General features: G+C 36.2%; 16 protein-coding genes. 11 read left to right on the forward strand and 5 right to left on the reverse strand.

What is annotated here, in order from left to right; all coding sequences use genetic code 11:
* Window positions 1-72 precede the first annotated feature (72 nt).
* From acs to HBN50_RS03880, 4 genes are all read left to right on the forward strand, one after another.
* Window positions 73-1,971 carry an acetate--CoA ligase gene (gene acs, locus HBN50_RS03865; RefSeq protein WP_273868090.1) on the forward strand — a complete coding sequence of 633 codons (1,899 nt, stop codon included), beginning with the start codon at window positions 73-75 and terminating at the stop codon, window positions 1,969-1,971.
* A gap of 324 nt (window positions 1,972-2,295) precedes the next feature.
* Window positions 2,296-3,453 carry a cation:proton antiporter gene (locus HBN50_RS03870; RefSeq protein ID WP_273868092.1) on the forward strand — a complete coding sequence of 386 codons (1,158 nt, stop codon included), beginning with the start codon at window positions 2,296-2,298 and terminating at the stop codon, window positions 3,451-3,453.
* A gap of 57 nt (window positions 3,454-3,510) precedes the next feature.
* A complete protein-coding gene (locus tag HBN50_RS03875) occupies window positions 3,511-5,313 on the forward strand; it encodes a hypothetical protein (protein ID WP_273868093.1) in 1,803 nt (600 codons plus the stop codon).
* A gap of 17 nt (window positions 5,314-5,330) precedes the next feature.
* Window positions 5,331-6,356: a hypothetical protein gene (locus HBN50_RS03880; protein WP_273868094.1), complete on the forward strand. Its 1,026-nt coding sequence runs from the start codon at window positions 5,331-5,333 to the stop codon at window positions 6,354-6,356.
* A 31-nt stretch (window positions 6,357-6,387) separates the two neighbouring features.
* Here the strand turns inward: HBN50_RS03880 and ald are convergent, their stop codons facing one another.
* The 3 genes from ald to HBN50_RS03895 form a co-directional block, all read right to left on the reverse strand.
* Entirely contained in the window at window positions 6,388-7,494 is a 1,107-nt protein-coding gene (gene ald / locus HBN50_RS03885) for an alanine dehydrogenase (RefSeq protein WP_273868096.1), read from the reverse strand.
* Between the two features lie 171 nt (window positions 7,495-7,665).
* Window positions 7,666-9,027 carry a M14 family metallopeptidase gene (locus tag HBN50_RS03890; RefSeq protein WP_273868098.1) on the reverse strand — a complete coding sequence of 454 codons (1,362 nt, stop codon included), beginning with the start codon at window positions 9,025-9,027 and terminating at the stop codon, window positions 7,666-7,668.
* 104 nt (window positions 9,028-9,131) lie between these two features.
* Window positions 9,132-10,733, reverse strand: a complete 1,602-nt coding sequence (locus HBN50_RS03895) for a methyl-accepting chemotaxis protein (protein ID WP_273868100.1) — start codon at window positions 10,731-10,733, stop codon at window positions 9,132-9,134.
* Between the two features lie 130 nt (window positions 10,734-10,863).
* Here HBN50_RS03895 and HBN50_RS03900 point away from each other — a divergent pair, with 130 nt between their 5' ends.
* The 7 genes from HBN50_RS03900 to HBN50_RS03930 all read left to right on the forward strand — a co-directional run bounded on the left by HBN50_RS03900 (window position 10,864) and on the right by HBN50_RS03930 (window position 20,433).
* Window positions 10,864-11,493 (forward strand): hypothetical protein, encoded by a 630-nt coding sequence (locus HBN50_RS03900; protein ID WP_273868101.1) that lies wholly within the window; start codon window positions 10,864-10,866, stop codon window positions 11,491-11,493.
* Window positions 11,494-11,541: 48 nt separating this feature from the next.
* The gene (locus HBN50_RS03905) at window positions 11,542-14,556 is read left to right on the forward strand and encodes a hypothetical protein (RefSeq protein ID WP_273868102.1); all 3,015 of its coding nucleotides are present in this window, start codon (window positions 11,542-11,544) and stop codon (window positions 14,554-14,556) included.
* Between the two features lie 97 nt (window positions 14,557-14,653).
* Window positions 14,654-15,538, forward strand: a complete 885-nt coding sequence (locus HBN50_RS03910; RefSeq protein WP_273868104.1) for a hypothetical protein — start codon at window positions 14,654-14,656, stop codon at window positions 15,536-15,538.
* A gap of 11 nt (window positions 15,539-15,549) precedes the next feature.
* Window positions 15,550-16,455, forward strand: coding sequence for a hypothetical protein (locus tag HBN50_RS03915; RefSeq protein ID WP_273868106.1), 906 nt, complete (start codon window positions 15,550-15,552; stop codon window positions 16,453-16,455).
* A gap of 8 nt (window positions 16,456-16,463) precedes the next feature.
* Entirely contained in the window at window positions 16,464-17,342 is an 879-nt protein-coding gene (locus tag HBN50_RS03920; protein ID WP_273868107.1) for a hypothetical protein, read from the forward strand.
* Window positions 17,343-17,479: 137 nt separating this feature from the next.
* Window positions 17,480-19,873, forward strand: coding sequence for a hypothetical protein (locus HBN50_RS03925; RefSeq protein WP_273868108.1), 2,394 nt, complete (start codon window positions 17,480-17,482; stop codon window positions 19,871-19,873).
* Window positions 19,874-19,944: 71 nt separating this feature from the next.
* The gene (locus tag HBN50_RS03930) at window positions 19,945-20,433 is read left to right on the forward strand and encodes a hypothetical protein (RefSeq protein WP_273868109.1); all 489 of its coding nucleotides are present in this window, start codon (window positions 19,945-19,947) and stop codon (window positions 20,431-20,433) included.
* Window positions 20,434-20,460: 27 nt separating this feature from the next.
* On the opposite strand, the gene HBN50_RS03935 is transcribed toward HBN50_RS03930, so the two are convergent.
* Window positions 20,461-21,189, reverse strand: a complete 729-nt coding sequence (locus tag HBN50_RS03935) for a lipoyl protein ligase domain-containing protein (RefSeq protein WP_273868110.1) — start codon at window positions 21,187-21,189, stop codon at window positions 20,461-20,463.
* Window positions 21,186-22,157 carry a lipoyl synthase gene (gene lipA / locus HBN50_RS03940; protein ID WP_273868111.1) on the reverse strand — a complete coding sequence of 324 codons (972 nt, stop codon included), beginning with the start codon at window positions 22,155-22,157 and terminating at the stop codon, window positions 21,186-21,188. The genes HBN50_RS03935 and lipA overlap by 4 nt, the downstream gene beginning before the upstream one ends.
* Between the last annotated feature and the right edge of the window lie 3 nt (window positions 22,158-22,160).

Genomic DNA, 22,160 nt, shown 5'->3' on the forward strand with positions numbered 1-22,160 from the left:
AAAGGTTAGTCCTTTACAAAAGGTCATCCTCTTTTGACAATAGAATAGGAAATTGAAAAAAGGGGATGATCCATGGAATGGACAATCAAATCACTGGATCAGTACAACACTGATTATCAACGCTCTTTAAATGATACTGAAAACTACTGGGCTCAAATTGCTAAAACATTTACTTGGCACAAAGAATGGGACTCTGTTTTAAGCGGAGATCTAAGTAACGCCGATGTTCAATGGTTCAAAAATGGGCAGTTGAATATTACTGAAAATTGTCTCGATAGGCATCTTAAAGACAAGGGCGACAAAGTTGCACTTCTCTATGTTGGCAATGACCCATTAGAAAAAGAAGTTCGTTATACTTATAAAGAGTTACATGAAGCAGTTTGTAAGTCGGCCAACATGCTAAAGTCTCTTGGAGTTACTAAAGGCGATAGAGTTTGTCTCTATATGTCGATGGTTCCAGAACTTCTAATCTCTGTTCTCGCTTGTGCTCGAATCGGTGCCATACACTCCGTTGTCTTTGGAGGATTTTCATCTTCCGCTCTTGCAAGTCGTATTGAAGATGCTGACTGTAAGCTTCTTATTACTAATGATGCCGGATTTCGTGGAAATAAAATTATTGAATTAAAAGAAATTGCTGATGAAGCACTAACTCTTGATCAGTGCCAATGCATTGAAAAGGTACTTGTTCATAAGCGTGTTGGAAACGAAGTGCAAATGAAAGAGGGGCGCGATGTGTGGTGGCACGATCTCTATGAGAAGAGCTCATCTGATTGTCCAGCTGAAGTGATGGACTCAGAGGACCCTTTGTTTATTCTCTACACATCAGGTTCTACAGGAAAGCCTAAGGGTGTTAAGCACACTTGTGGTGGTTACATGGTGTGGGCAAGCTATACGTTCGAAAATGTTTTTCAAATGAAAGATGAAGATGTTTATTGGTGTAGCGCTGACATTGGTTGGATCACAGGACATAGTTATATTACATATGGCCCACTTTTAAATGGTGCTACGACAACGATGTTTGAGGGGGTTCCTACTTGGCCAGACGCTGGTCGCTTCTGGGAGATTATTGAAAAGTATAAAATATCTCACTTCTATACGGCCCCGACTGCAATTCGTGCGCTTATGGGTAAAGGAGACGAGTGGGTAAATAAGTATGATCTTTCCTCATTAAAGGTTCTTGGAAGTGTTGGTGAACCAATTAATGAAGAGGCCTGGGAGTGGTATAACGAAGTTGTTGGCAAGAAGAATTGTCCAATTGTTGATACTTGGTGGCAAACTGAAACTGGTGGAATCATGATTACTTCCTTCGCTGGTGTTACTGAGGGCAAACCTTGTTTTGCTACGAGACCAATGCCAGGGATTGAGCCGGTGTTATTAGATGAAAATGGAAAAGAAGTTACTGGAAATCCAGCTGAAGGAAATCTCTGTGTGAAAAAACCGTGGCCTGGAATGCTTCGCTCGGTTTGGGGTGACCACGAAAGATTTAAGCAGACTTATTTATCTGCCTATCCTGGACATTATTTCACTGGAGATGGTGCAAAAAGAGATGAAGAAGGCCTTTATCGAATAACTGGACGTGTTGACGATGTTCTCAACGTTTCTGGTCACCGCATTGGAACAGCTGAAGTTGAAGATGCAATTGATGAGCATCCTGAGGTTATTGAGACAGCGGTTGTTGGCTATCCACACGATGTTAAAGGACAAGGAATTTATGCCTTTCTCATTGTGAGAAGTGAGCAAAACGAAGATGATCTCAGAGAAGAGATTAGGGCCGAGGTCACTAAACACATTGGTCCAATTGCAAAGCCTGATAAAATTCAAATTGTCCAGGGTCTTCCTAAGACACGTTCAGGAAAGATTATGAGACGAATTCTTCGCAAACTTGCTGCGGGGGAGTTTAATAGTCTTGGTGACACATCAACTCTCTTGGATCCAAGTGTTGTTGAAGAAATCAAAAAAGGCCTTCGTTAAGAGGAGGCCTTAACTTAATTTGACGTATGTCGTTATCTCCAAGTGGCGATCATTAAGTAGAAATAAATGTTTCTCCATATTCTTGTCGCCACGCTCCTTGATAGTTTTTGTTGAAGTTGTTGTGGCACATGAAATGATTAAGAGCAGAGGCAGTAATTTAAGTATTTTCATCGTTCATCCTTTAACGTTTAAGTTTATGATGCCAAATTTAGCGTAGAATTTGTCAAATCGGTGTTAGTTTTCGAAGAGTAGTTGGTTAAAAAAAAGGTGACTGTTTAGGTTTTCCCTTAGTAAAATAAGATAAAAAATTAACAAGGGTTACTATTGAAACTACTTTCTTCTGAAGTCCAATACCTGATTTTATTTGTCAGTGTTATTATTTTACCTAAGCTCTTACTCCGATTTAGAATTCCTGTTGGAATTACATGTCTATCCTTAGGTTTTTTTACAACGGCGTTTCTCAATTGGTTTCAAGGCGACCAACTTCTTTTAATGCTCTCTAGACTTGGAATTACTTCTCTTTTTCTCTTTGCAGGGATGGAGATCGAATTAGATGAGCTTAAAAAAGATGGGAAAACCCTTAGTATGGACCTACTAAAGTCTACGGTTCTTCTGTTTGCCATAGCCTATGGACTGACCTTCTTTTTTGATCTCAGTTACCGTGCTGCCATTATTTTATCTTTAGGACTGATGACGCCTTCAACTGGCTTTATCTTAAACTCTCTTAAAAATTATACGTTTTCCGCCGGTGAAGAATATTGGATTCGATCGAAGGCCATTGCTAAAGAGATTGTGGCGATCTTAATTCTCTTTGTTGCGCTTCAGTCGAGCTCTTGGCAAGACTTTCTTGTTTCAAAGGCCGTCTTGGTCTTATTAATTGTCTTTCTACCTCTGTTATTTAAATTTTTCTTACGTATAGTTGCCCCTTATGCTCCCGATACTGAAGTAGGCTTTCTTATTCTAGTCGCTCTTATTAGTGGTGTTGTGACTAAGAAAATTGGGACTTACTATCTTGTTGGAGCCTTTATTGTAGGAATTGTGGCAGGGAATTTTAAACACTTTATCTCTAAAGATAATCACGAAAATATTTTACGATCTCTTAGCGTCTTCTTCTCATTCTTTGTTCCGTTTTATTTCTATAAAGCTGGACTTACAATTACAACAGAGATGTTTTCAATGAAAGGGCTCATAATTGGACTTGTTTTCTTATTGGTCTTTCTTGCAATTCGCGTTCTCTCAGTCTTTGTGACAGTGAAGTACTTTATCCCTGATTTTTGGAAAAATAGATTATCCATATCCATGTCTCTGCTTCCTACATTGATTTTCGGACTTGTAATTGTATCGATTCTAAGAGAGAGATTTGATGTCTCTCCTGAGATTCTATCAGGCCTCATTGTCTATACAGTCGTCTCAAGCTTGATTCCATCCTTTGTGTTTGAGAAAGCTCCACCGGTCTTTCACGATACGAGTATGGGAAGATAAAATTATTTAAAAGTAACTTGATTATTTGCGTCCACTTTCTTGAATTTCTTAGAGAAAATGGACGCTTTTGTTAAGATTTTCTTCTCTTTTGATAAAGTTGACTGTGATCCTAATAAAACGAATTTAATTGTCGATAGGGTGCTTACAAGGAGCACTCTTTTGGATTATCAAAATAGAAACCCATTTAGAAATAATGAACTTGAAGGCGATGACTCTCAAAAAGCATTGAGTTCTTATAGTGATTTATTTGTTGCTATATCTTTTGTTTTTCTCTTTCTCTTTATCGTAGCAAATATTCAAAATAGTTTGCACCAGATTATGGGCTCCATTCAAAGAGAGCAAGAAAAAGAGCTACAAAAGAAAGAAGTCGCAAACCTTGAAGCAAAACAACAAAAGCAACTAACAGAGCTAATCCAAAAGTATGAGAGGATTATAGCAACTTATCAAACTGAAAAAGAGGACTATATCAACAATAGGGCCTCAAAGTCAGAGCTTGCGGTTTATCAACAGGCCCTTTCAAAATTAAAACTCATTGAACAAGAGAAGAAGCAAAAGAAAGAAGAGTATGAAAAACTCTCTAAAAGCTTTGCAACAAAGGAAGCAGAATATCAAAATTTTGCAGAAACACTCAATTCAATTATTAATGCAAATATGGCCATTAAGGGTCAAATCGCTAAGACAGTTCATGAAAAAGAAAAACTAGAGAAGAATCTTAATCAATATAAGCAGTCATTTAAGAAGAAGACCTTGGCCGAATTTGATCAAGATTATAAGACAAGAGTTGCTGATATAGAGAAGAAGCTTAATGCTAAATTTAATCAGGAAACTGAGAATGTTAAAAAGCAATTTAAGAAACGTCTTAAAACGAGTCTTAGCAAAGTTAAAAGTGACCATGTTAAAGAGATCTCTCTTATTCAAAATAAAATTAAGAAAGAAAAACAGAAGATCGTTGCTAGTTACACGGATCAATTGTCTAGCCTTGAAGCTGAAAAAATTAAACTTAAAAAGTCATTTGAAAAACAAGTTAATAGTATCAAAAATCAAAATGAAAGAAAAATTGCTTCTCTAGAGTCTGAGCATTTAGAAGAATACGAAAAGCAAGTGCAAATGACCAATAGTGAGAAAGAAAAGATTGCTAATTTAGAAAAAGAATTTGAGCAAAGGTTTGAAGAATTAAAAGGTCAAAAAGAGGCATTGAAAAAGAAGCAAGAGTTTTTGGTTGCAAAGAACGATCAACAGGCAAAGGAATTTCATGAAGCTCTTGAGTTCTCTAAAGTTGATCAGAAAAAGGCCATTCAAGATATCTCTAAAGTCTTATCTGATGCATTTAAGGCCAATAATATCGATGCTATTGTTGATGGCAAAACGGGTGAAGTAAGTCTTAATTTTGATGAAGCCTACTTTGAGATGGGAAGTCACAAACTTAATAAGGCGATGAAAGATAAAATCAGTAAAGTTATTCCAACATATGCTCGCGCTCTCTTTGACAATCCAGCGATTATCACACGAATTGGTAATTTCGAAATCGTCGGTTTTTCCTCTCCTGTTTTTGGTAAGAAGTTTGTGAATCCAAAAGAACTTTCTGCTAAAAACTACTGGCCACTTAATTACAATATGGATCTAAGTTACAAAAGAGCGAGATCGGTTTTTAAGTATGTTTTCAATCCTTATGAAGTTAAGGATTTTGATAAGAAGCAAGAAATGTTTCAAATGACTAAGGTTTCGGGACGTTCTTATCTTGAGGGACGAGTTCCGGCCCAGTTATCGAAAAAGAAGAAGCTATCATGGAAGAAGTACTGTGAAAAATACAATTGTAAGGGACAACAAAAAGTTGTTATCAAATTTAATTTAAAATATTAGCAAAGTAGGAAAGAATCATGTTATCTGAAATGGTCAACTCACTCTCACTAGGATTAAGTCAGCTAAGTTCGAGCTATCTCATCCCATTTATGGCGGGTGTTTTCGTCATCTTTTTTTGTATGAAGATGCTAATTTATTATATCGCAAAGACTCAACTTAAAATCGTAAAAGAGTTTGAAGTTCGCGTTCACCGTCATATGGAAGGAACATATGAAGAGAGTAAAGCAATGAGCTTTCATCATCTGGCAAAGTTTCTTCTCAATAAAACTTGGAATGATTACTTTCTGATGAGAAAAAAGAATATGAGAAGAAGATTCGATCAGACGACATCTTTTCTTGATAGGATTTTCTTCATTGATTCTGGTGCAATGGCACTTTTTGAAGATACAATTAAGCAAACTCGTTATATCGAAAAGGAGAGTGGTCCAAATTTTAGATCAGTTTCTTCTTTTGCTTTTTCATCGAATGTTTACTTTAATTTTCTTTTTGGAGTTATCCCTGCTAAAACGGCGAACCAATTTTTAAATCTCTTACCTGGTCTGTTTATTGTCGGTGGGATTTTTGGAACATTTCTCGGTATTGTTAAAGGTATTCCAGGACTTAAAGGACTGGATCCGTCAAATGTTGAGAGTGCACAGATGGTGCTTAATCATTTTCTTGATCAGATGGCCTTTTCAATGAATACATCAATCATGGGAATCGCATTTTCTGTTTTCTTTACGATTGTAAATTCACTCTTTTCTCCAACTCGTTTACAGGCAGATGCCTTTGAAGTTTATTCTAATAGTTTAGAATTTCTCTTTAAAAACTCTATTGCGAGCAAATCTTCTCATAGTAGAGAAGAGTCTTCAAAAGAGAGTTCTGATGAGGGGTGGTATGTTGATGATGAGATTGTCGTTCCGCAAATTCCATCAGATGAAATGAAGAGAAAAGAAAGAGAGCATAGGGCCTATAATCGAAGGGCAAAAGATAGTTCTGATCAACATCGCCCAGAGATCATAATATTAAATCAAGAAGTTGAAGTAGAAGATAAAGCGAGTTAAAAAAAAGGCCCTCAATTAGAGGGCCTTTTTATTAGATATTTAATTCTGTATATGGCAGTTCGAGATCTTCAGCAACTTGCTTATAGACAAGTCCACCTTTGTATACGTTGATCCCTTTCTTAAAAGCTGCATCTTTTCTTGCTGCTTCGTCAACACCAAATTTTGCAATCATTCTTGCATAATTTAATGTTACGTTTGTAAGAGCATAAGTTGAAGTTTGAGCAACAGCACCTGGCATATTGGCAACACAGTAGTGAACAACGTCATCTACTAGGAACGTTGGGTTTTGGTGAGTCGTCGGCTTACAAGTTTCAATACATCCACCTTGGTCTACAGCGATATCGACTACAACAGATCCCTTTTCCATTTTCGAGATCATGTCTCTTGTTACAAGCTTAGGAGCTTTGGCACCTGGAATAAGAACCGCACCAATAACGAGGTCAGAATTAATTACTGAACTTTCGATATTTTCTAAGTTTGAATAAAGAGTTGTGATTCTGTTATCAAAGAGGTCATCTAATTCAGCAAGACGTCTTGCTGAAAGATCAATTGCTGTTACATCAGCACCCATTCCCATGGCCATCTTGATCGCATTTGTTCCTGCAACTCCACAACCAATAACGGTTACTTTCGCTCTTCTTGTACCTGGTACACCACCAAGAAGGATTCCTTTTCCTCCGTGATCTTTTTGAAGGTAAGAAGCACCAATTTGTGTGGCCATTCTTCCTGCAACTTCAGACATTGGAGTTAGAAGTGGAAGTGATCCATCTTCTGGTTGAATCGTCTCGTAAGCAATACAAGTTGCTCCAGAGTCCATGAGCCCTTTTGTTTGCTCAGGATCAGCAGCAAGGTGAAGGTATGTGTAAAGAATATGATGAGGCTTAAGGCAAGCGATCTCTCTTGGTTGAGGTTCTTTTACCTTAATGATCATATCTGATTTTTCGAAAACTTCTTCAAGAGAACCAAGAATTGTAGCACCAGCTTTTACATAAGCTTCATCATCAATTCCAATTCCTGAACCAGCATTTGTTTCAACAAATACTTCATTTCCATCCATAACAAGTTGTCTTACTCCACCTGGAACAAGTCCAACTCTATTTTCATTGTTTTTGATTTCCTTAGGAACACCAATTCTCATGGTCTCAACTCCTTAAAAATTTAAGCATTTAACGAGTCGATCATAATCATAATGAAGCTTTTAGGAAAGGAAAAAAAGGAGCTAATATTCGCTGTAATGAATGCGTAGAAAAGTACGTAATTTCAATGTCTTGAAGGCCAATCTCTGTGACCGACCTCCAAGGGTTTTAGGCTAAAAGTTGAGCTGAAAATTGCTTTTAGCTACATTGGCAACTATTGATGCATGTTGTTTTTTATTTGTATGAAGCTCAAAGCGATACTTTCCTTCATTGAGAATAATATGAAAGCTCCCATCGTCGTTTACGCGATAAATCTGCATCAATTGATTCTCGTTATTGTACACATGAATGCGAGCATCTTTTTTGTACTTTGCTGGAACGACTCCTGAAGCGGCCGGTCCATGAAGTCTTTCAAAGAGATACTGCCAAGCTGCACGGTTTCTCTCTACTGTTTTATCGCGCCACTGTTCATAATTAGGCTGGAATCCTTCACGTCTAGAGTTCACTTCCACAACATAAGGGATGACCTGATAGGCATCATGCATCCAATCGATATCTGAACCATCGACTGAGTAGAGGAGCTCCCATGCTGTTCCCGCTTGGTAATCAATGAGTCGACCCATTTCTTTTCCAATTGGTTCAACGATTTCTTTGTTATTGGCCCTCTGTCCTTTACATCCTTGTGGGTAAATCACGATTTCACTATAGGCGTGATAACTGATGTTAAAGACGGGACGAATCTTTTTAACGAGTCCCATGAGGGCCTTTGTTTCAGGCTCTGACTGGGCACTCGGTCCACGATAAGTTTGTGACCATGCTGAACCACTTGAACCTCGGCATTCTCCCCACTTGTAAGGATAGTTTCTATTAATATCTACCCCGTTTGATAGGCGAGTATTCTTTCTCCACATTCGTGAGCCATCCCAAACTTTAGCATTTCCGTCCACGTTGAGCATTGGAACAACCCAGATTTCACTTCTATCTACGTACCCGCGATAAGTTTGGTTAGACTCATATTGAGTGAGAAGTTGATCGATAATATCGAGGCTCACTTCTGGTGACATAACTTCTCTTGCATGGTGCATACTGTTGAAAAGAATGCTTGGTTCATCGATTTCATCTTTTTCTACATGATCTGAAATTTTGAGGGCCAGTATATCTCGATTTTCGAAAGACTTTCCTATTTTGTAGATTTTTGCAATCTTTGGAAATCGCCTAACGTATTCTTTTAATATACTTTCAATTTCTTGGTGTGTTTTATAGCCTTCATCAAGGGCCTTGCGTTCTTTTTTCCAGTCTACTTGATAAACGAATCCTAGTTCTTGAATTTTTTCAATTTGATCCTTTGTTAACAAGAGATCGACTACTTTATTCTTTATATCGACACCGGCGACATCGAAGTCAAGTTTTTGAATTTTCTGCATGTCTGTATGATAGTTTTTTAAATGCACTGTAGTTTTTATGGCATCACTTGGATCGTGAGCAAATGCACTATAGGAAAGTAGTAATGACAAAGTCATTGTCGTAAGCTTCATAGTAAACTCCCAAATTTAAGGTCTTTTAACTATTATCGCTTTGAATATGTTTGAAACAAGTAATGTCATCAAATGATAGGACACTTGATGACATTAGTCGGAAACTATAGTTTAAATTTCGAAATTAAGAGTTTAAGGTTTTCGGCCATTGTTGAGAATTGCTCGCCAACTTCTTCCATCTTTACTGCACTTTGAGATGTTTGATTATTGAGATCCATAATAATTTGTAGATTAGAGTCAATATCATCAGAGGCACTACTTTGTTCACTTGCTGCGATTGAAATGTGAGAGTTGAATTCGTTAACGTTTGAAACTTCCTTAGCAATTGTCATAAGAGCATTTGTTGAGAGAACAACTTGTTCATTACCTTCTTGCGCGACATTCTTTGTTTCTCTCATAATTTCTGCCGTAGAGAGAATAGTATCTTTAAGAGCTTGTGTGATCTCTTGAATCTGGTTTGTTGATTGCTTCGTTTGCTGAGCAAGTTCTCCGATCTCTTCGGCCACGACGACAAAGCCTCTTCCGTGTACTCCCGCTCGAGCAGCTTCGACAGCGGCATTAATTGAGAGGTGTTGAGTTTTAGTTGTAATCTCATTGATCATATCGATGACCTCTGTGATTTTAGAACTTTGCATCTCAAGGTTTTCCATGCGCTTAGTTGTATCTTCAACATAAGAGGTGAGAGTACTAATCTTTGATTGAACTGACTCTGCTTGCTTTGACCCTTGTGTAGCCTGATCATTTGCTGTTTCTGTTGCAATTTTTGCTTCATGAGCATTTGAAGCCACTTGCTTGGCCGTCGTGCTCATTTCTGTCATTGCACTTGCAACTTTATTGGTCTCATCTTGTTGCGAGAAAATCGCTTCTTTCGTATTCTCTGTTAATCTCGCAATCTCTTGGCTTCCACTAATGAGCTCTCTTGTCGCATTTTCTACTTGTCTCATTCCGCTATGAAAACTTTCAATCATTTGGTTAAATGAGATCGCCATTTTTGCTATTTCATCTTTTGACTTTGTATCACTGATTCTTGTCGTAAGGTCAAAGTTCTTACTCATTTGATCCAAAGAAGTTTTAAAGAGGGTAATTCTTTTGATGATGAGAAGACGTAAGATGAAGGCAATGAGAATTAAGGCCATAAAAAAGAGGAAGGCCATTAGTTTTGCTGTATCCATTGTGTTTGAATCAATTTGCGCATCGAGATCATTTAAATTGTAAGAGATTCTAACTGCCCCAAGAACTGTTCCTTCTTTTACCTCATGGCATTCAAGACAATTTGTTCCTCTATAGTTTTTAAGTGCTCTAAAAGGTTTTATAACGGTGAGAACTCTTATTCCTTTTTCATTTTCTTTAATAAAAGAAAAGTCATTCCCTTGGAGTGCTTTTTTATCTAGCTCGTCTTTAGCAAGCTCGTGATCAAATCCTGGACCAAAGACTTTTGAAACCTCGCTACCTCTAATGATACGCGCATCTATAATTTCTTTTCTTTCTAATATTTTATTACGAAGCACTTCACGATCATCCATGGCCCCTGTAATCATTAATGTGTTCACGCTATCAAAGTATTGATCAACGGTATGGTGGGTTTGCTGTTCTACGACGCTTTCAACGAAGGCCTTCTCTCCTTGGTGATTAAGATAGATAATACCACTTGTTAGCGAGATAAAAATAATAACAAGAACAGTTAAAACTTTTGACTGAAGACCCATGATTTTATGCCTTTCTTGAAAAACGTAACAATATGGCATATTTTAAGGAGAAGTTCATGAAATCCTAGGGGGGAAAGAAATTTATTGTGAAAGGATGATAAATATCATGAACAATAAGGGTTCTTAATTTATGAGTAATATCACAAGTATTAATCGCCAGGATGTTCAGCTCGATGCTTATTTTTCAAATGAAATGGGTGAAGGAGAATTACTCTTTATCCATAGTTTAGATAATCAAAAAGAGCAATGGCATCGCGATCTGAGTTGTATGTCACATCGTTATGGTGTGGCGGCTACTTTGCGTTCACAATCTGAAAATGCCTTGGCCGTGAATCATCATATTCAAGACTATCTTAGCGACCTAGTTGAAACATGTAAGCAGACGGGTCTTATTCGCCCTCTTATTGTTGCCTCCGGGGCTTCTGTCTATCTCGCTTGTGAAGCAGTTACTAGGGGCTTAATTCAAGCAAGTGGACTTATCCTTGTGGATAGTGACTTTGAGTTGAAGAAGTTGAGTCAACTTTGTCCAGAAATAGCACAGAAGATAGAAGAATCGTTTAAAGGTGAAGAACCTTTGTGTTATAGGGACCTCACAATTCCTGTTGCTCTGGTTGAAAATTGCCACAATAAACTCGAGCAAAATGCCTTACTTTTTAATTCTAATACCTCCAAGGGACATTATTTTAATGGCCTTGACTACCCGCTAACCCATGAAAATGAGGAAGAATTCTGGGCATTGATGGAGTCTTTTTTTCTCTAAGGATCTGACTAAAATGATCCGATAATAAGAGAAAGGGAGAATTACATCGTGATTCAAAGAGGGAAGCTACTTTCGAAGCTGGATAAGCTCTATGAAAGTCAGCACGTCTTATTCGTATATGGACAGAAAGGACTTGGTAAATCAAGTCTGCTCTCTCATTATCTTGCCAATAGAGATCAGAGTTATCTTTGGATATCTCTTGAGAGACAAACCTCACTTTTAGAAATTCTTTCTTATGAAGTTGAATTTGAAACAGACGGGAAGCAACTAGAGTGGGTTCTTCGTAAGTATTCAAAGGATTGGAAAGGTATTGATGTCATTGTCTGGGATAATATTCACTATATTTCTGACACTGTTAAAGAATTACTTATAAACTTCACGACATCCAGGCCTCAATTTCCAAAGCAAGTTTTTATGAGTGATGAAGTTATCTCTGATGACTTTTATCCTATTTTTTCGCGCTTAAAAACACCTACATTTGATAACGAAGAGGTGGCACTATTTATTGAACAGCATCAATTAAAAATGTCTGTCGATGATCTAATTTCTAAAACATCGGGGATTCCTCTTTTAATGAATTTGTACTCTCTTGGGAACAAGGGGATTCAGCACTTTCTTGATGAGCTTCTCAATAATCTTTCACAAGAGATCATTCGCGGATTGAAAAAATGTGCTTTACTTTCTCGCTCTCTTTCAAAAGACGAATTAACTTCATTGCTAGAGTTAGATGATGAAAGGGAAATTACAAAACTCATTAACTTAGGATTAATTCAATCATTTAATGATGAAGATGATCGATACTTTTTAGCGAAGCATATTGAAGTCTTTCTACTTGATGAACTTGAAGCAAATGAATTGGAGAGTCTTCAAGCTGAATTATTGGAATTCAGTGGAAGAAGTAATAATAGAAGCTTTGAGACACTCATTCTTCATCTCGAGAGAGGTGATGGCAATAAGATAAACTCTTATTTGAAGGAGCTTGATCTCAATCTCGACTTATCTCGTCTTGAATCTTTTTCAAAAGAATTTTTAGAAGAGTTTAAAATAGATATTGAAGCTGTTTTAAAATCAAATGATCTAAATATTGATTCCAAGGTAACGTTGTATCGTTATTTAATGAAAATTTATATTTTAAGAGGTGATAGGGCCGCACTTAAAGAAGCTCTTCATCACTTTGTTCAGCGTTTTATAGACTTTTCTAATCTATCAGCTGCTAAAGAGTGGTTTCTTTATGAATATATCACTTTGTTAAATACATCTTACTTCTTTGATATATCAAAAGATGTCTGCAAAGAAATCTCTAAAGTTGATAACGAAAGACTTAAGATTCTTATAGAAATTGAATCGGGTGTTGCCATTATGCAAGAAGATTTCTCTCTTGCTATTAATAAGTTTAAAACTATTCTGGCAAAGGTTGTTAATAGCGAGTTTGCACAAGATGATAAGATTCTTGGGAACTTACATTTTCAATTGGCCCGCTCATATTATCACTCTAATGATGACTACTTTGCTCTTGAGCACTTTCTAAAGGCCGCGGATATTTTTAAAGAAGGTAAAAATCTTTATTTCCATGCTGTCAGTCGAATGAATGCTGTATGGATTCATTTAAGAAAAGAAGACTGGAATGCAATTAAAGAAACCTACGAGGAACTTTACCCCTATGCTGATCAATTTGGTCACACTCTTGTTAAAGCGGGGCTAAATTTACTTATGGCCAAGCACGAAAGGCATCATCTTAAGCTCGGTGACTCTGTTCAGTTTATTGATCAGGCCTTGTCTTTGATTGGTAAAAACTCACCTTTTTATTCAATGAGAGACATATATTGTGAAAAGATTCGCATTTCGTTAGCGCTAGATCAAAGAATCTTAGCTGAAGAACTTTACGATAAATTATTGCAAAAGAGTATAGAAACAAATCAACAAAATGATTATCAGATTCGATACCTCGAATTAGAGCTACGTTCATATGATATTCCTGTAGATGAATTACTGGAGATGTGGTCTGAAATAGAACATAGAAAGAATGAAGAGGCGTTTGGTCTGCCTTTTCAAATTTTATTTTCCGACAAACTCGATTCAATGATTAAAACTCCTTTTTATGAGCAGTTTAAATTAGAAAGAGAGCTTCGTGAAATGATGAGCTCTGGTGATAAGGCCCTTGTGCTTAAACAAATTCAAAAAATAAGAAAGTTAATTTCACCAGCAGAGCAAAAAACATATCTTAGTTTCATTTTGGATATCTTGGAAATGAGCTATCTTTCAAAACAAGATCCTGATTTTATGTCTCGACTAGATTGTTCTTTGATGGATGAAAGTCTTAAAGATCAATTACGCCATTGGTATAGCTTTTCAAAAGCATCCAGTGATGAGAAGGAGAGCTTTGATTGGAGTTTACTAAGACGTTTTGATCAAAACCGAATTAAAGCTTTTGTAAACAATCTTCAAGTAGAAGGTGAAGAAAGCTATGACCGCTATGAAAATGGTAAACACAGTTTATGTTCTAACATAAAGGAAAATTATAAAAAATCTTTGAAGAAGTATCTCTTTATTAGTGAACTCGGAGAACTTTGGTTTGAAGGAAAAGTTAACGAAGATTTATTAAAGAGAAATCAACTTAAAGAGCTCATCGTCTCTTTCATGAAAAGCTTTCCCGATGAATTAACAAAAGAAGATATTACTACACTTGTTTGGGGTGAGAATTACGATCCTTTGATTCATGATGCTCGTATTTATACGGCCATCCAAAGAACGCGAAGTCTTCTTGATGATGAGGTCATTGTTAAAGGTAAAGAGGGGTATATTTGGAATCATAAAAAGAATTTCATCCTCTACGTAAAAAAACGCTGTCAAAAAACAATGTCAAATAATAGAAATCAGGCCCTCATTATGAAATGCTTTGAGACTTCATTAAAAAATGGAAGTGCAGAGCTTTCAAGGCGTGAGATTGTCGATAAAACGAACCTCTCTGAGAGTTCAATTAAAAGAGAAGTTTCTATTCTTTTGGATCGTGGCGCGCTTATTCGTCTTGGCGCTGGACGTTCTGTCCGTTATAAGTTGTCGTAATTATTTAAAATAAATGGTCCATAATTGTAAGTTTATCTAAGCTTTGAAATTCATTGTTTCCATTAGGATGTCTTCAACAAATCAAAAGGAGACAACAATGAAATTAACAAAAATTATCGGAACACTTGGATTAATGACACTTTCTTTAAACTCAATGCCAGCTCTTTCTGCTGGACAGTGTCCACTTAAAAAAACAATTTCTTTTTCACAGGCGATGAGTATTCATTCTCAAAGTATGAGTGAAAATGATTCTCTTGAATTTTTTGATCAATGTATTGAAGTTCTTGCTGAAATTAAAGCACAGAGAAATATGGCCGTTGATGAATGGAGATATGGAAAGAAAAATGAAGCGGTTCAACGTCTACATTCAGTTCTTGCTGAAGCATCGAGATTAAATCCTTATATGAGTACAGAGCTTCCACCTCTTAGTGCGCAGACGATACAAAACGCGAATTCAGTTGCTCAAGTTCTTAAGAAAACGATTTCTGAGAATATTAAGAATAAATACATCGGTATTCAAGTTGAGTTCATGATGCTTAATAAGCTAATTGATCTTGCTCTTTGGACATACGATGAGATCGATAGCCGTTACTATACAAACCTCGTTGATAGATATTACGGAGTATCATTTTTTAACTCTAACATCATTAAAGATCATTTTGAAAAGGTAAAAACTCTTTCAAAGAAGTATCTTGATCTCTTTGATGAAGTTTCATTGGCCCTTGCCAGTAATGAAGTTGAGCTAGATATGGCCTATGCCATGGTTGCTTCTACTAAAACGCTTTTTTCTAATAGTGTTTATAGAAGAAATCTTTGTGAAGTAAATGCAAATATCGAAGCAATCCTAAATCTTATTGTCGATTATAGATGTGATCAGATTCGAGTTCCATCAAATCGTAAAGTTAAAGTGGTAAGAGCTGAACTAAAGCAACTGAGACAAACAATCAACAATGTATATGTAAGTAAAGATACTTGTTTCTAAGAGGAGTAGTGATGAAAACGACAACAAAAGCAATAGCGTTAAGTTTATTATTTGCCATTCAACCAATGAGTTATGCTCAAAAAATTGAATCATACTCGCTCGACGAGGTCTTTCAAGAAGTAAAAGAAACGACAGCTAAAAGAAAGTTACAGATTGAAAGTGGTTACTATGAAGCTGAAGGAATGAATTATTCGAAAAAATATGAAGTTCTCGTAGAAGAAGATGTTAACGATAAAGAGAGAAAGTTTTTTCTTTTTATTGATAAGAAAACCGTTGCTGGAAAGACTTCGAGTATTGGAAGAATCTATCACTCAAGAGCAACAAAAAATGGAAAGAATATCATGCTGAGCCCTCTTAGCGTAACGAATAGTGGTAATGTTCAAATTGATTCGGAGGATAATCCTCGCTCGAAAGTTGTTCTTATCTCTAAGTACAATGGTAATAAGGGATTTAGCTACTTACTGAAAGGTCAAAATGGTGCCTTCGAAGGTGAAATTTTCAAGATGAAAAGAAAAAGCAAGAAAACTCGTAACCCAAAACTAAGTGCACGCTCTAAGCATGGCTTTTTCGCGAGTGGTTCTTCAAGAAAAGGATTACAGTTGATGGTTGTCGGCGATGAAATCTCTTTTTATGGAAAAAATGAATTACAAAATACATACAATCTTATTGACCTCAATGCTGATGGTATCTTTTCAGGACTCGTTGTTAGTGAGTTTAATGCTATGAGTGCGAGTGCTGTTAGTTATGAGAGAATTCAATCTTTAGCTGTCTTTTTTGAAAGCTATAAAGGTCAGAGTGAGAGTGTGCTTGTTGCAACTCCAACTTTTGAACCAGGTGAATTTAGAATGTCTGTGTATAAAAACGGTTCTCCAAGCTTTTTAAAGAAGATTTGGATGAACATTAAGGATCAATTTTAGGAGTTAACATGAAAAATATAAGATTATTTTTAACATTAATTTTAGTTATAAACGCAAGCGCTATGGCCATTGAACCAAAGGATCTAAGTGATCTCGATGATCAATCACTATCAAGCAAGGTAGATCAAACGTTTATCAATGACCTTGGTGATATGAATGATCAATTAGATTATGAAGGTTTAGATGATAGTGAAATCGAAGAGATTGTTGCGGATGCCTATACATCGAAAGAAATGATTAAAAAGTGTCTCGATAGAAGAGTGGATTTTAATCTTTCAGATAGACTTAAATATTTAGATCACAGTGCAGGTGAAATTATTGCTAATTCAAATAATAATGAAGATGAACTTTATTTGAGAAAGACACTTAAAAGAACAAGAGATATGGTTCGCTCAGTTATTTCAATATCAGGTGCTAATCACGATGAAACGGTAAGATCACTTACAACATTTTATGTGGGTGGAATGAACCTTGCCTATGCAGTTGTTAATAACAACACAGAAATCCATGGTGCGCTTGATGATCTTCCTGGAGAGTACACAGATTATTTAAACCGTAATACATTTCATATCTCTAGTGCTGAATTTGGAAGAATGCATGCTCTTAGAATGTGGAGTCACTCTCAAGGTTTAAAAAGTGATGCTTCAAAAGGTGTTTTTCTTATTAAGCTTGTTCAATATCTTGTTGACGACCTCGCTAGCGATACGCGCGTTCGTAAGAATGTTATCAAAAGTGTTTTAAAAGATGCCTATGGCCTAACGAAAAACCCTTATTACGTAAACGTACTTTCTTCTTTAAAAAATAGAGAAGTACCTAAGAGAGTTCAACTCGATGGACTGAGAATTGAAGTATATCGTCTGATCAGGGCTCTTAATGTCGCTCTTTAAAGAATTGGCACTAGAATTGCTTAATATTAATAAGAAAATTATTTATAGCGATAACAGTTGGTTGAGATAGGAATTTTTTAAAAAAGTGTTCAAATTTTAGACACCTGTCTCAACCCTTGAAATCGATACGGAAACTTATGAAAACTTTTATCCTTATACTAACAACATTTTTTCTTGGTCTTGCTAACGCTCATGCAGCGGTATCAGATGAGCTGCCAATCGAATTAGTAGAACAACTTGTTCAAAAAAATATGTGGCCTACTGATCTTGAAAGAGAAGGCTCACAATTAGAAAGAGAAATTAGTGCTTTTGTTAGAGATCTTAAATCCGAACAACTTTCTAAAGAAGATTTTGTTGCTAGGATTTTTGAATCGACTAAGTATAAAAACTCTTTCACTGTCACTTATCCAATTAAAGTCGCTATCCTAAGATATTATGCTGATTTTCGCTCAACTTCATATAATAAAGAGCTTCGTAAACACTGGGTCAAAAACTATGTGTTAACGGCTTTGTCTTTAATCAAGGTTGTTGGTGATGATTCTATCCAACAGACTGCCCGTCAATTTGAAAGACTCGTTGTTAGAGGTGAGATTGAAGTAGAGGATCTCGGTCTTAAAAAGAGAAAAGAACTTTCAGGTCATCATGATCAGCATACTCATGATCTTATGAAAAAAGATGATTTTGGAAACTTCTTAGTAACAGGTGCTTTTAACAGGGATAAGAATATCTTTTTAATCGACCTTGCAAGAAGAAGTATCGAAGAGACTCTTGTTACTTTTGTACATGAAATGATTCATGCCACTGATAAAGGAGTTAAACGATCTCGTGATTATGTTCTAGCAAATTTTGATGACTTTCTCTCTCGTGTCAGTCGTTATCATAAGGGTGATAAAACTCAGTTGATTTTGAATTTAAAAAATCTAGAAGGTTACTTCTATGAAAAAGATTTTGGCCAGCTTGAGGATAAGATCCTTGCAAAGAAAGACCGTAATTCTAAAGTTGAAATGACTCTTCTAGACTCTGATAGAGCTAAAATTAAGTCCTTTCTAAGTGAGCTCATTAATATGAGTGTTATGAACGAATACCACGCTTATGGACGTTCATTGAAATTTCTTTACCAATTATCAAATAATCATGATCTAGTCTTTTCAAGTCTAGACCATTATAAAGATCTTCTTCAGAGTTTTCGTGGTGGAGATAGTGCTTTTATTTTTGGTCAAGGTTACTTGCTTAATCCATTTTCAAATTTAAAAGTAAATCTCTTACGTGGAAGTATGACTGGTGCAGAGAAGGTAAAACTAGGTCGAATTATCTCTAAACTTGAATCTATTTACTTAGAGATTTTAAGTGAGAAAAAAGAAGAAACAAAGAATTATTCTTTCTTTATTAAAAAGATTAATCTCAAAGGACAAGATCGTCGTCTTCCTGAATGGGTTGATGATCTTTCTATTCCAACGAATCCATATCAAATATTACCAGCAAAAGTTACAACTGCTAGAGTTGCTCAATTTAAAAAAGATATTAAGCATATCAATGAATTTCTTTCTACTCAAGCGATGAAGCTCTATTCTTTAAAACTTGGAGTTCTCGATTTGAGTGATGTTAATCAAGGGGAGCTAAAGCTTCTTGGTATTCAGTGGGAGGAAAGCCGCTTTCAAAATGTGGATTCAAGTTTGAAAGATAAATTTAGAATGGATCTCAATTTGATCAATGAAGAAGTAAAAGAGCATTTTAAACTTTATCAATGGTCGCCAAAGAATGTTAATGATCAAAGCAATAAGTATATCGAGTCCGAAAAAGTTATTCAGAACTTAATTAAGCTTAAGCTCTTAAAAACATCAATTTGGATTGATCGAAATCTCTATGCTTGGAAAATGACTCTTATGAGTTCGAGAACTTTCGTAGAGAAATTAAGAAGTGGCCTTTATGTAAATCCACTTGAAATCTCCGATGAACGTTCTGTTGAACTTGAAGAAGAGCTAATTGAAAACTTAAAGAAGGCCAGTGATGGACATGATTCTATATTGGAGTTAAAGGCACTCTTTAATCATTTGGCAGGTCTTTATAGCATGACCTTAGATGAAGACTGGGCAAGCTTATCTCAAGCAACCCATAATAAAATTCAACTTGTTCAACGAGTTTTAGATGGCCTTAATGTTTATAGCTCCTACGAAGTTGATGCAAGTGAGCACATCGATCAAATTCAAGAGTCTTACGTCTCTCAGCTTAGACCTTATGTCGATTACTGCGCTAAAACTGATGATTTTATTAATTTGAAAGCTCGTGGACAATTTAAATCTAGTGAATATTTCAACTTTAAGGGGCATCAATTTTCGCTCATGTTGAGTTGTTTCAATGGGAAATTACACGCTGTCAGACAGCCTGGGGATTTCACTCGTTATATGACTCTTATTAGAACTTTAGATGGTAAAAATATTAAGGCCAAGATCTTTAGAGGTTCAAGAAATGTCCTTCTTAGCCCGGTTAAGATCAATATTAAAAAGCGAAAAAAGTTCTTAGGGATATTTTAGGGTCAAAATTGTTAGATTTAGTTAGAGATTAAAAAATTAGACTTAGATATTTTAGAATGACTGGAGATTATATGAATAAATTAAAAATGATGATTCTTTCTTTACTATTACTTACTGTTTCTTCAAGTTTTGCTGATGGCCTAAAGAAACTTGATATCGACTTTTTAAAAGGTACAGATCAAACGATCATCCTGAATGATTTAGAGTCGAAGCAAGTCTTTAATCAATTTTTGGATGAAAATAGCTATCAAATTATCCTTAATTCTACGAAAAGTATTCTAAAAAAGAAGTGCAAATCTTCTGATATTTCTTGTAAGAAGAAGGGATTACAAGAAATTAAAAGACATCTACAGGGAAATCTCTACGGCACAATGAATGCTGAAATTGGTTCAGATCAGGGGACTGGTGGATGGAATTTTGAAGGTAAGATTCTTTCTGATTCGCTCTATGATATGGAAGTTGTTTTATTAGATGTTCTACTAATTAATTCTTCTCTTTTAAATGAAGATCCAAATGCTGTTATGGACATTCTTTTTACGGGAATCGAAAACGATCTTTAATATTAAAATGGGCCTTTGATAGGCCCTCTATATTTGATGTAAGATTGAAGCTTTGATTGTATCAAAATATTGATCACTGTTTTTATTTTCTATCAATTGATCAATGGACTTGTATATACTGCCTGGAAGACCACAGGGAAAGACTTGTTTAAGAGCATCATTCATCTTTTGATCGTTAATGAGATTTAAGGCCAAACCATGGTAACTAACAAATCTCTTTGCTGAGAGACCAATCGATGCAATTTTGTTCTCTTTATGCCAAAGTCCTAAAAGCTCTCTATCACATTCAAGATCATTTAGTGAGTACAATTGTTCCAAACTATACTTTGTCATCTTCAAAACATTTTTCAAAAAGTCAAAGACTCTCAGTTTATGTTTCTCTAAGCTCATAATAGGGTAGAAGACTAATTGTCCTGGATAGTGAAAAGTTATTCCTCCACCTCTGCTAATTTTATGCACGGGAAATGGAAGTATATCGATAAGTTGTTCATTGAAATCGACGAGATTTTTATCGACTTCTCTGGTCTTTTGCAGTCCCTTTCCTAGCGTGAAACAGTGGGGATGAGAGCAAAAAATGAGGGCCCTTTCATCTTTATTTTTCCAAATCCTCTCAACAAGGATTTCTTGAAGCTCTAAAGATTTGATGTAGTCCCAATTTTTCTTTGTGATGACGATTTCTTTATTTTCTAGATCTACTGTGTAATCAGATGGGTAAAGATCAAATTTTTCAAGATCTAGTCCCTCTAAGATCTTCATACATTGTGACCTTGTTTTTTAAGGTGCTCAAGATAGTCGGCCGCTTTATAACTACTTCTAACAAGTGGACCAGAGGCGACAAATTTAAAGCCAAGTTCATAGGCCTTTTCTTTTAGTTTCTCAAAAACTTCCGGGCGGTAGTACTCTTGTACGGGAAGGTGACGAGGAGTCGGCCTTAGGTATTGACCAAAGGTTACGATATCGACGTTTCTCTCTCTGAGGTCTTCCATGCATTCAACTAACTCATCGTAAGTTTCACCTAGTCCAACCATGAGGGAAGTTTTTGTTGAAATATGAGGGTAGTTCTTTTTGTAGAACTCTAGGCAATCGAGCGTTTGCTCGTATCCAGCTCTTCTATCTCGAACGACATGAGTCAGTCTTTTAACTGTCTCAACATTCTGTGCGATAACAAAAGGGTTACTTCTAGCAAGAGTATGCATATGTTCTTCAACGCCATTAAAGTCTGGGATGAGAACTTCCACAAGAGTATCACTATGTCTTTGGGCAATGGCATTGACGACATCGGCAAAGTGTCCTGCTCCATAATCACTTAAATCATCTCTATCTACAGAAGTGACAACGAGGTATTTGAGCTTCATGATATCGGCCATACGCGCAGCATTTTCGATTTCATTTTTATCGACAAAGCCACCAGGGTTGCCTGTATCGACATGACAGAATTTACAGGCCCTCGTACAAGTTCCACCAAGAATCATCATCGTGGCGGTTTTTTGAGACCAACACTCGCTTAAATTAGGGCATGATGCCTCTTCACATACTGTCCATAAATTATTCTTACGCAGGTTTTGCTTAACTTCTTTATAGTTATCTCCACCAGGAAGCTTAATTTTAAACCAATCGGGCTTCGCTTCTCGCTCAATTTTTTTCGAGTAACTTTTTTGGGCCTTGATCTTTTTATCGAGGACTTTCTGTCTTTGTTCTTCGTAGCTATAATTGTCTTTTGTCATACC

Origin of the sequence: Halobacteriovorax sp. GB3, from assembly GCF_028649655.1 — a bacterium.
Classification (GTDB): Bacteria; Bdellovibrionota; Bacteriovoracia; order Bacteriovoracales; family Bacteriovoracaceae; genus BSW11-IV.

Excerpts from the sequence above, each read along its gene's own strand:
- HBN50_RS03890 (WP_273868098.1), bottom strand. The coding sequence starts at position 9,027 with ATGAAGCTTACGACAATGACTTTGTCATTACTACTTTCCTATAGTGCA.
- HBN50_RS03920 (WP_273868107.1), top strand. The coding sequence starts at position 16,464 with ATGAAAAATATAAGATTATTTTTAACATTAATTTTAGTTATAAACGCA.
- HBN50_RS03880 (WP_273868094.1), top strand. The coding sequence starts at position 5,331 with ATGTTATCTGAAATGGTCAACTCACTCTCACTAGGATTAAGTCAGCTA.
- ald (WP_273868096.1), bottom strand. The coding sequence starts at position 7,494 with ATGAGAATTGGTGTTCCTAAGGAAATCAAAAACAATGAAAATAGAGTT.
- HBN50_RS03910 (WP_273868104.1), top strand. The coding sequence starts at position 14,654 with ATGAAATTAACAAAAATTATCGGAACACTTGGATTAATGACACTTTCT.
- HBN50_RS03895 (WP_273868100.1), bottom strand. The coding sequence starts at position 10,733 with ATGGGTCTTCAGTCAAAAGTTTTAACTGTTCTTGTTATTATTTTTATC.
- HBN50_RS03900 (WP_273868101.1), top strand. The coding sequence starts at position 10,864 with ATGAGTAATATCACAAGTATTAATCGCCAGGATGTTCAGCTCGATGCT.
- HBN50_RS03930 (WP_273868109.1), top strand. The coding sequence starts at position 19,945 with ATGAATAAATTAAAAATGATGATTCTTTCTTTACTATTACTTACTGTT.
- HBN50_RS03875 (WP_273868093.1), top strand. The coding sequence starts at position 3,511 with ATGGACGCTTTTGTTAAGATTTTCTTCTCTTTTGATAAAGTTGACTGT.
- HBN50_RS03925 (WP_273868108.1), top strand. The coding sequence starts at position 17,480 with ATGAAAACTTTTATCCTTATACTAACAACATTTTTTCTTGGTCTTGCT.
- HBN50_RS03915 (WP_273868106.1), top strand. The coding sequence starts at position 15,550 with ATGAAAACGACAACAAAAGCAATAGCGTTAAGTTTATTATTTGCCATT.
- HBN50_RS03935 (WP_273868110.1), bottom strand. The coding sequence starts at position 21,189 with ATGAAGATCTTAGAGGGACTAGATCTTGAAAAATTTGATCTTTACCCA.
- lipA (WP_273868111.1), bottom strand. The coding sequence starts at position 22,157 with ATGACAAAAGACAATTATAGCTACGAAGAACAAAGACAGAAAGTCCTC.
- acs (WP_273868090.1), top strand. The coding sequence starts at position 73 with ATGGAATGGACAATCAAATCACTGGATCAGTACAACACTGATTATCAA.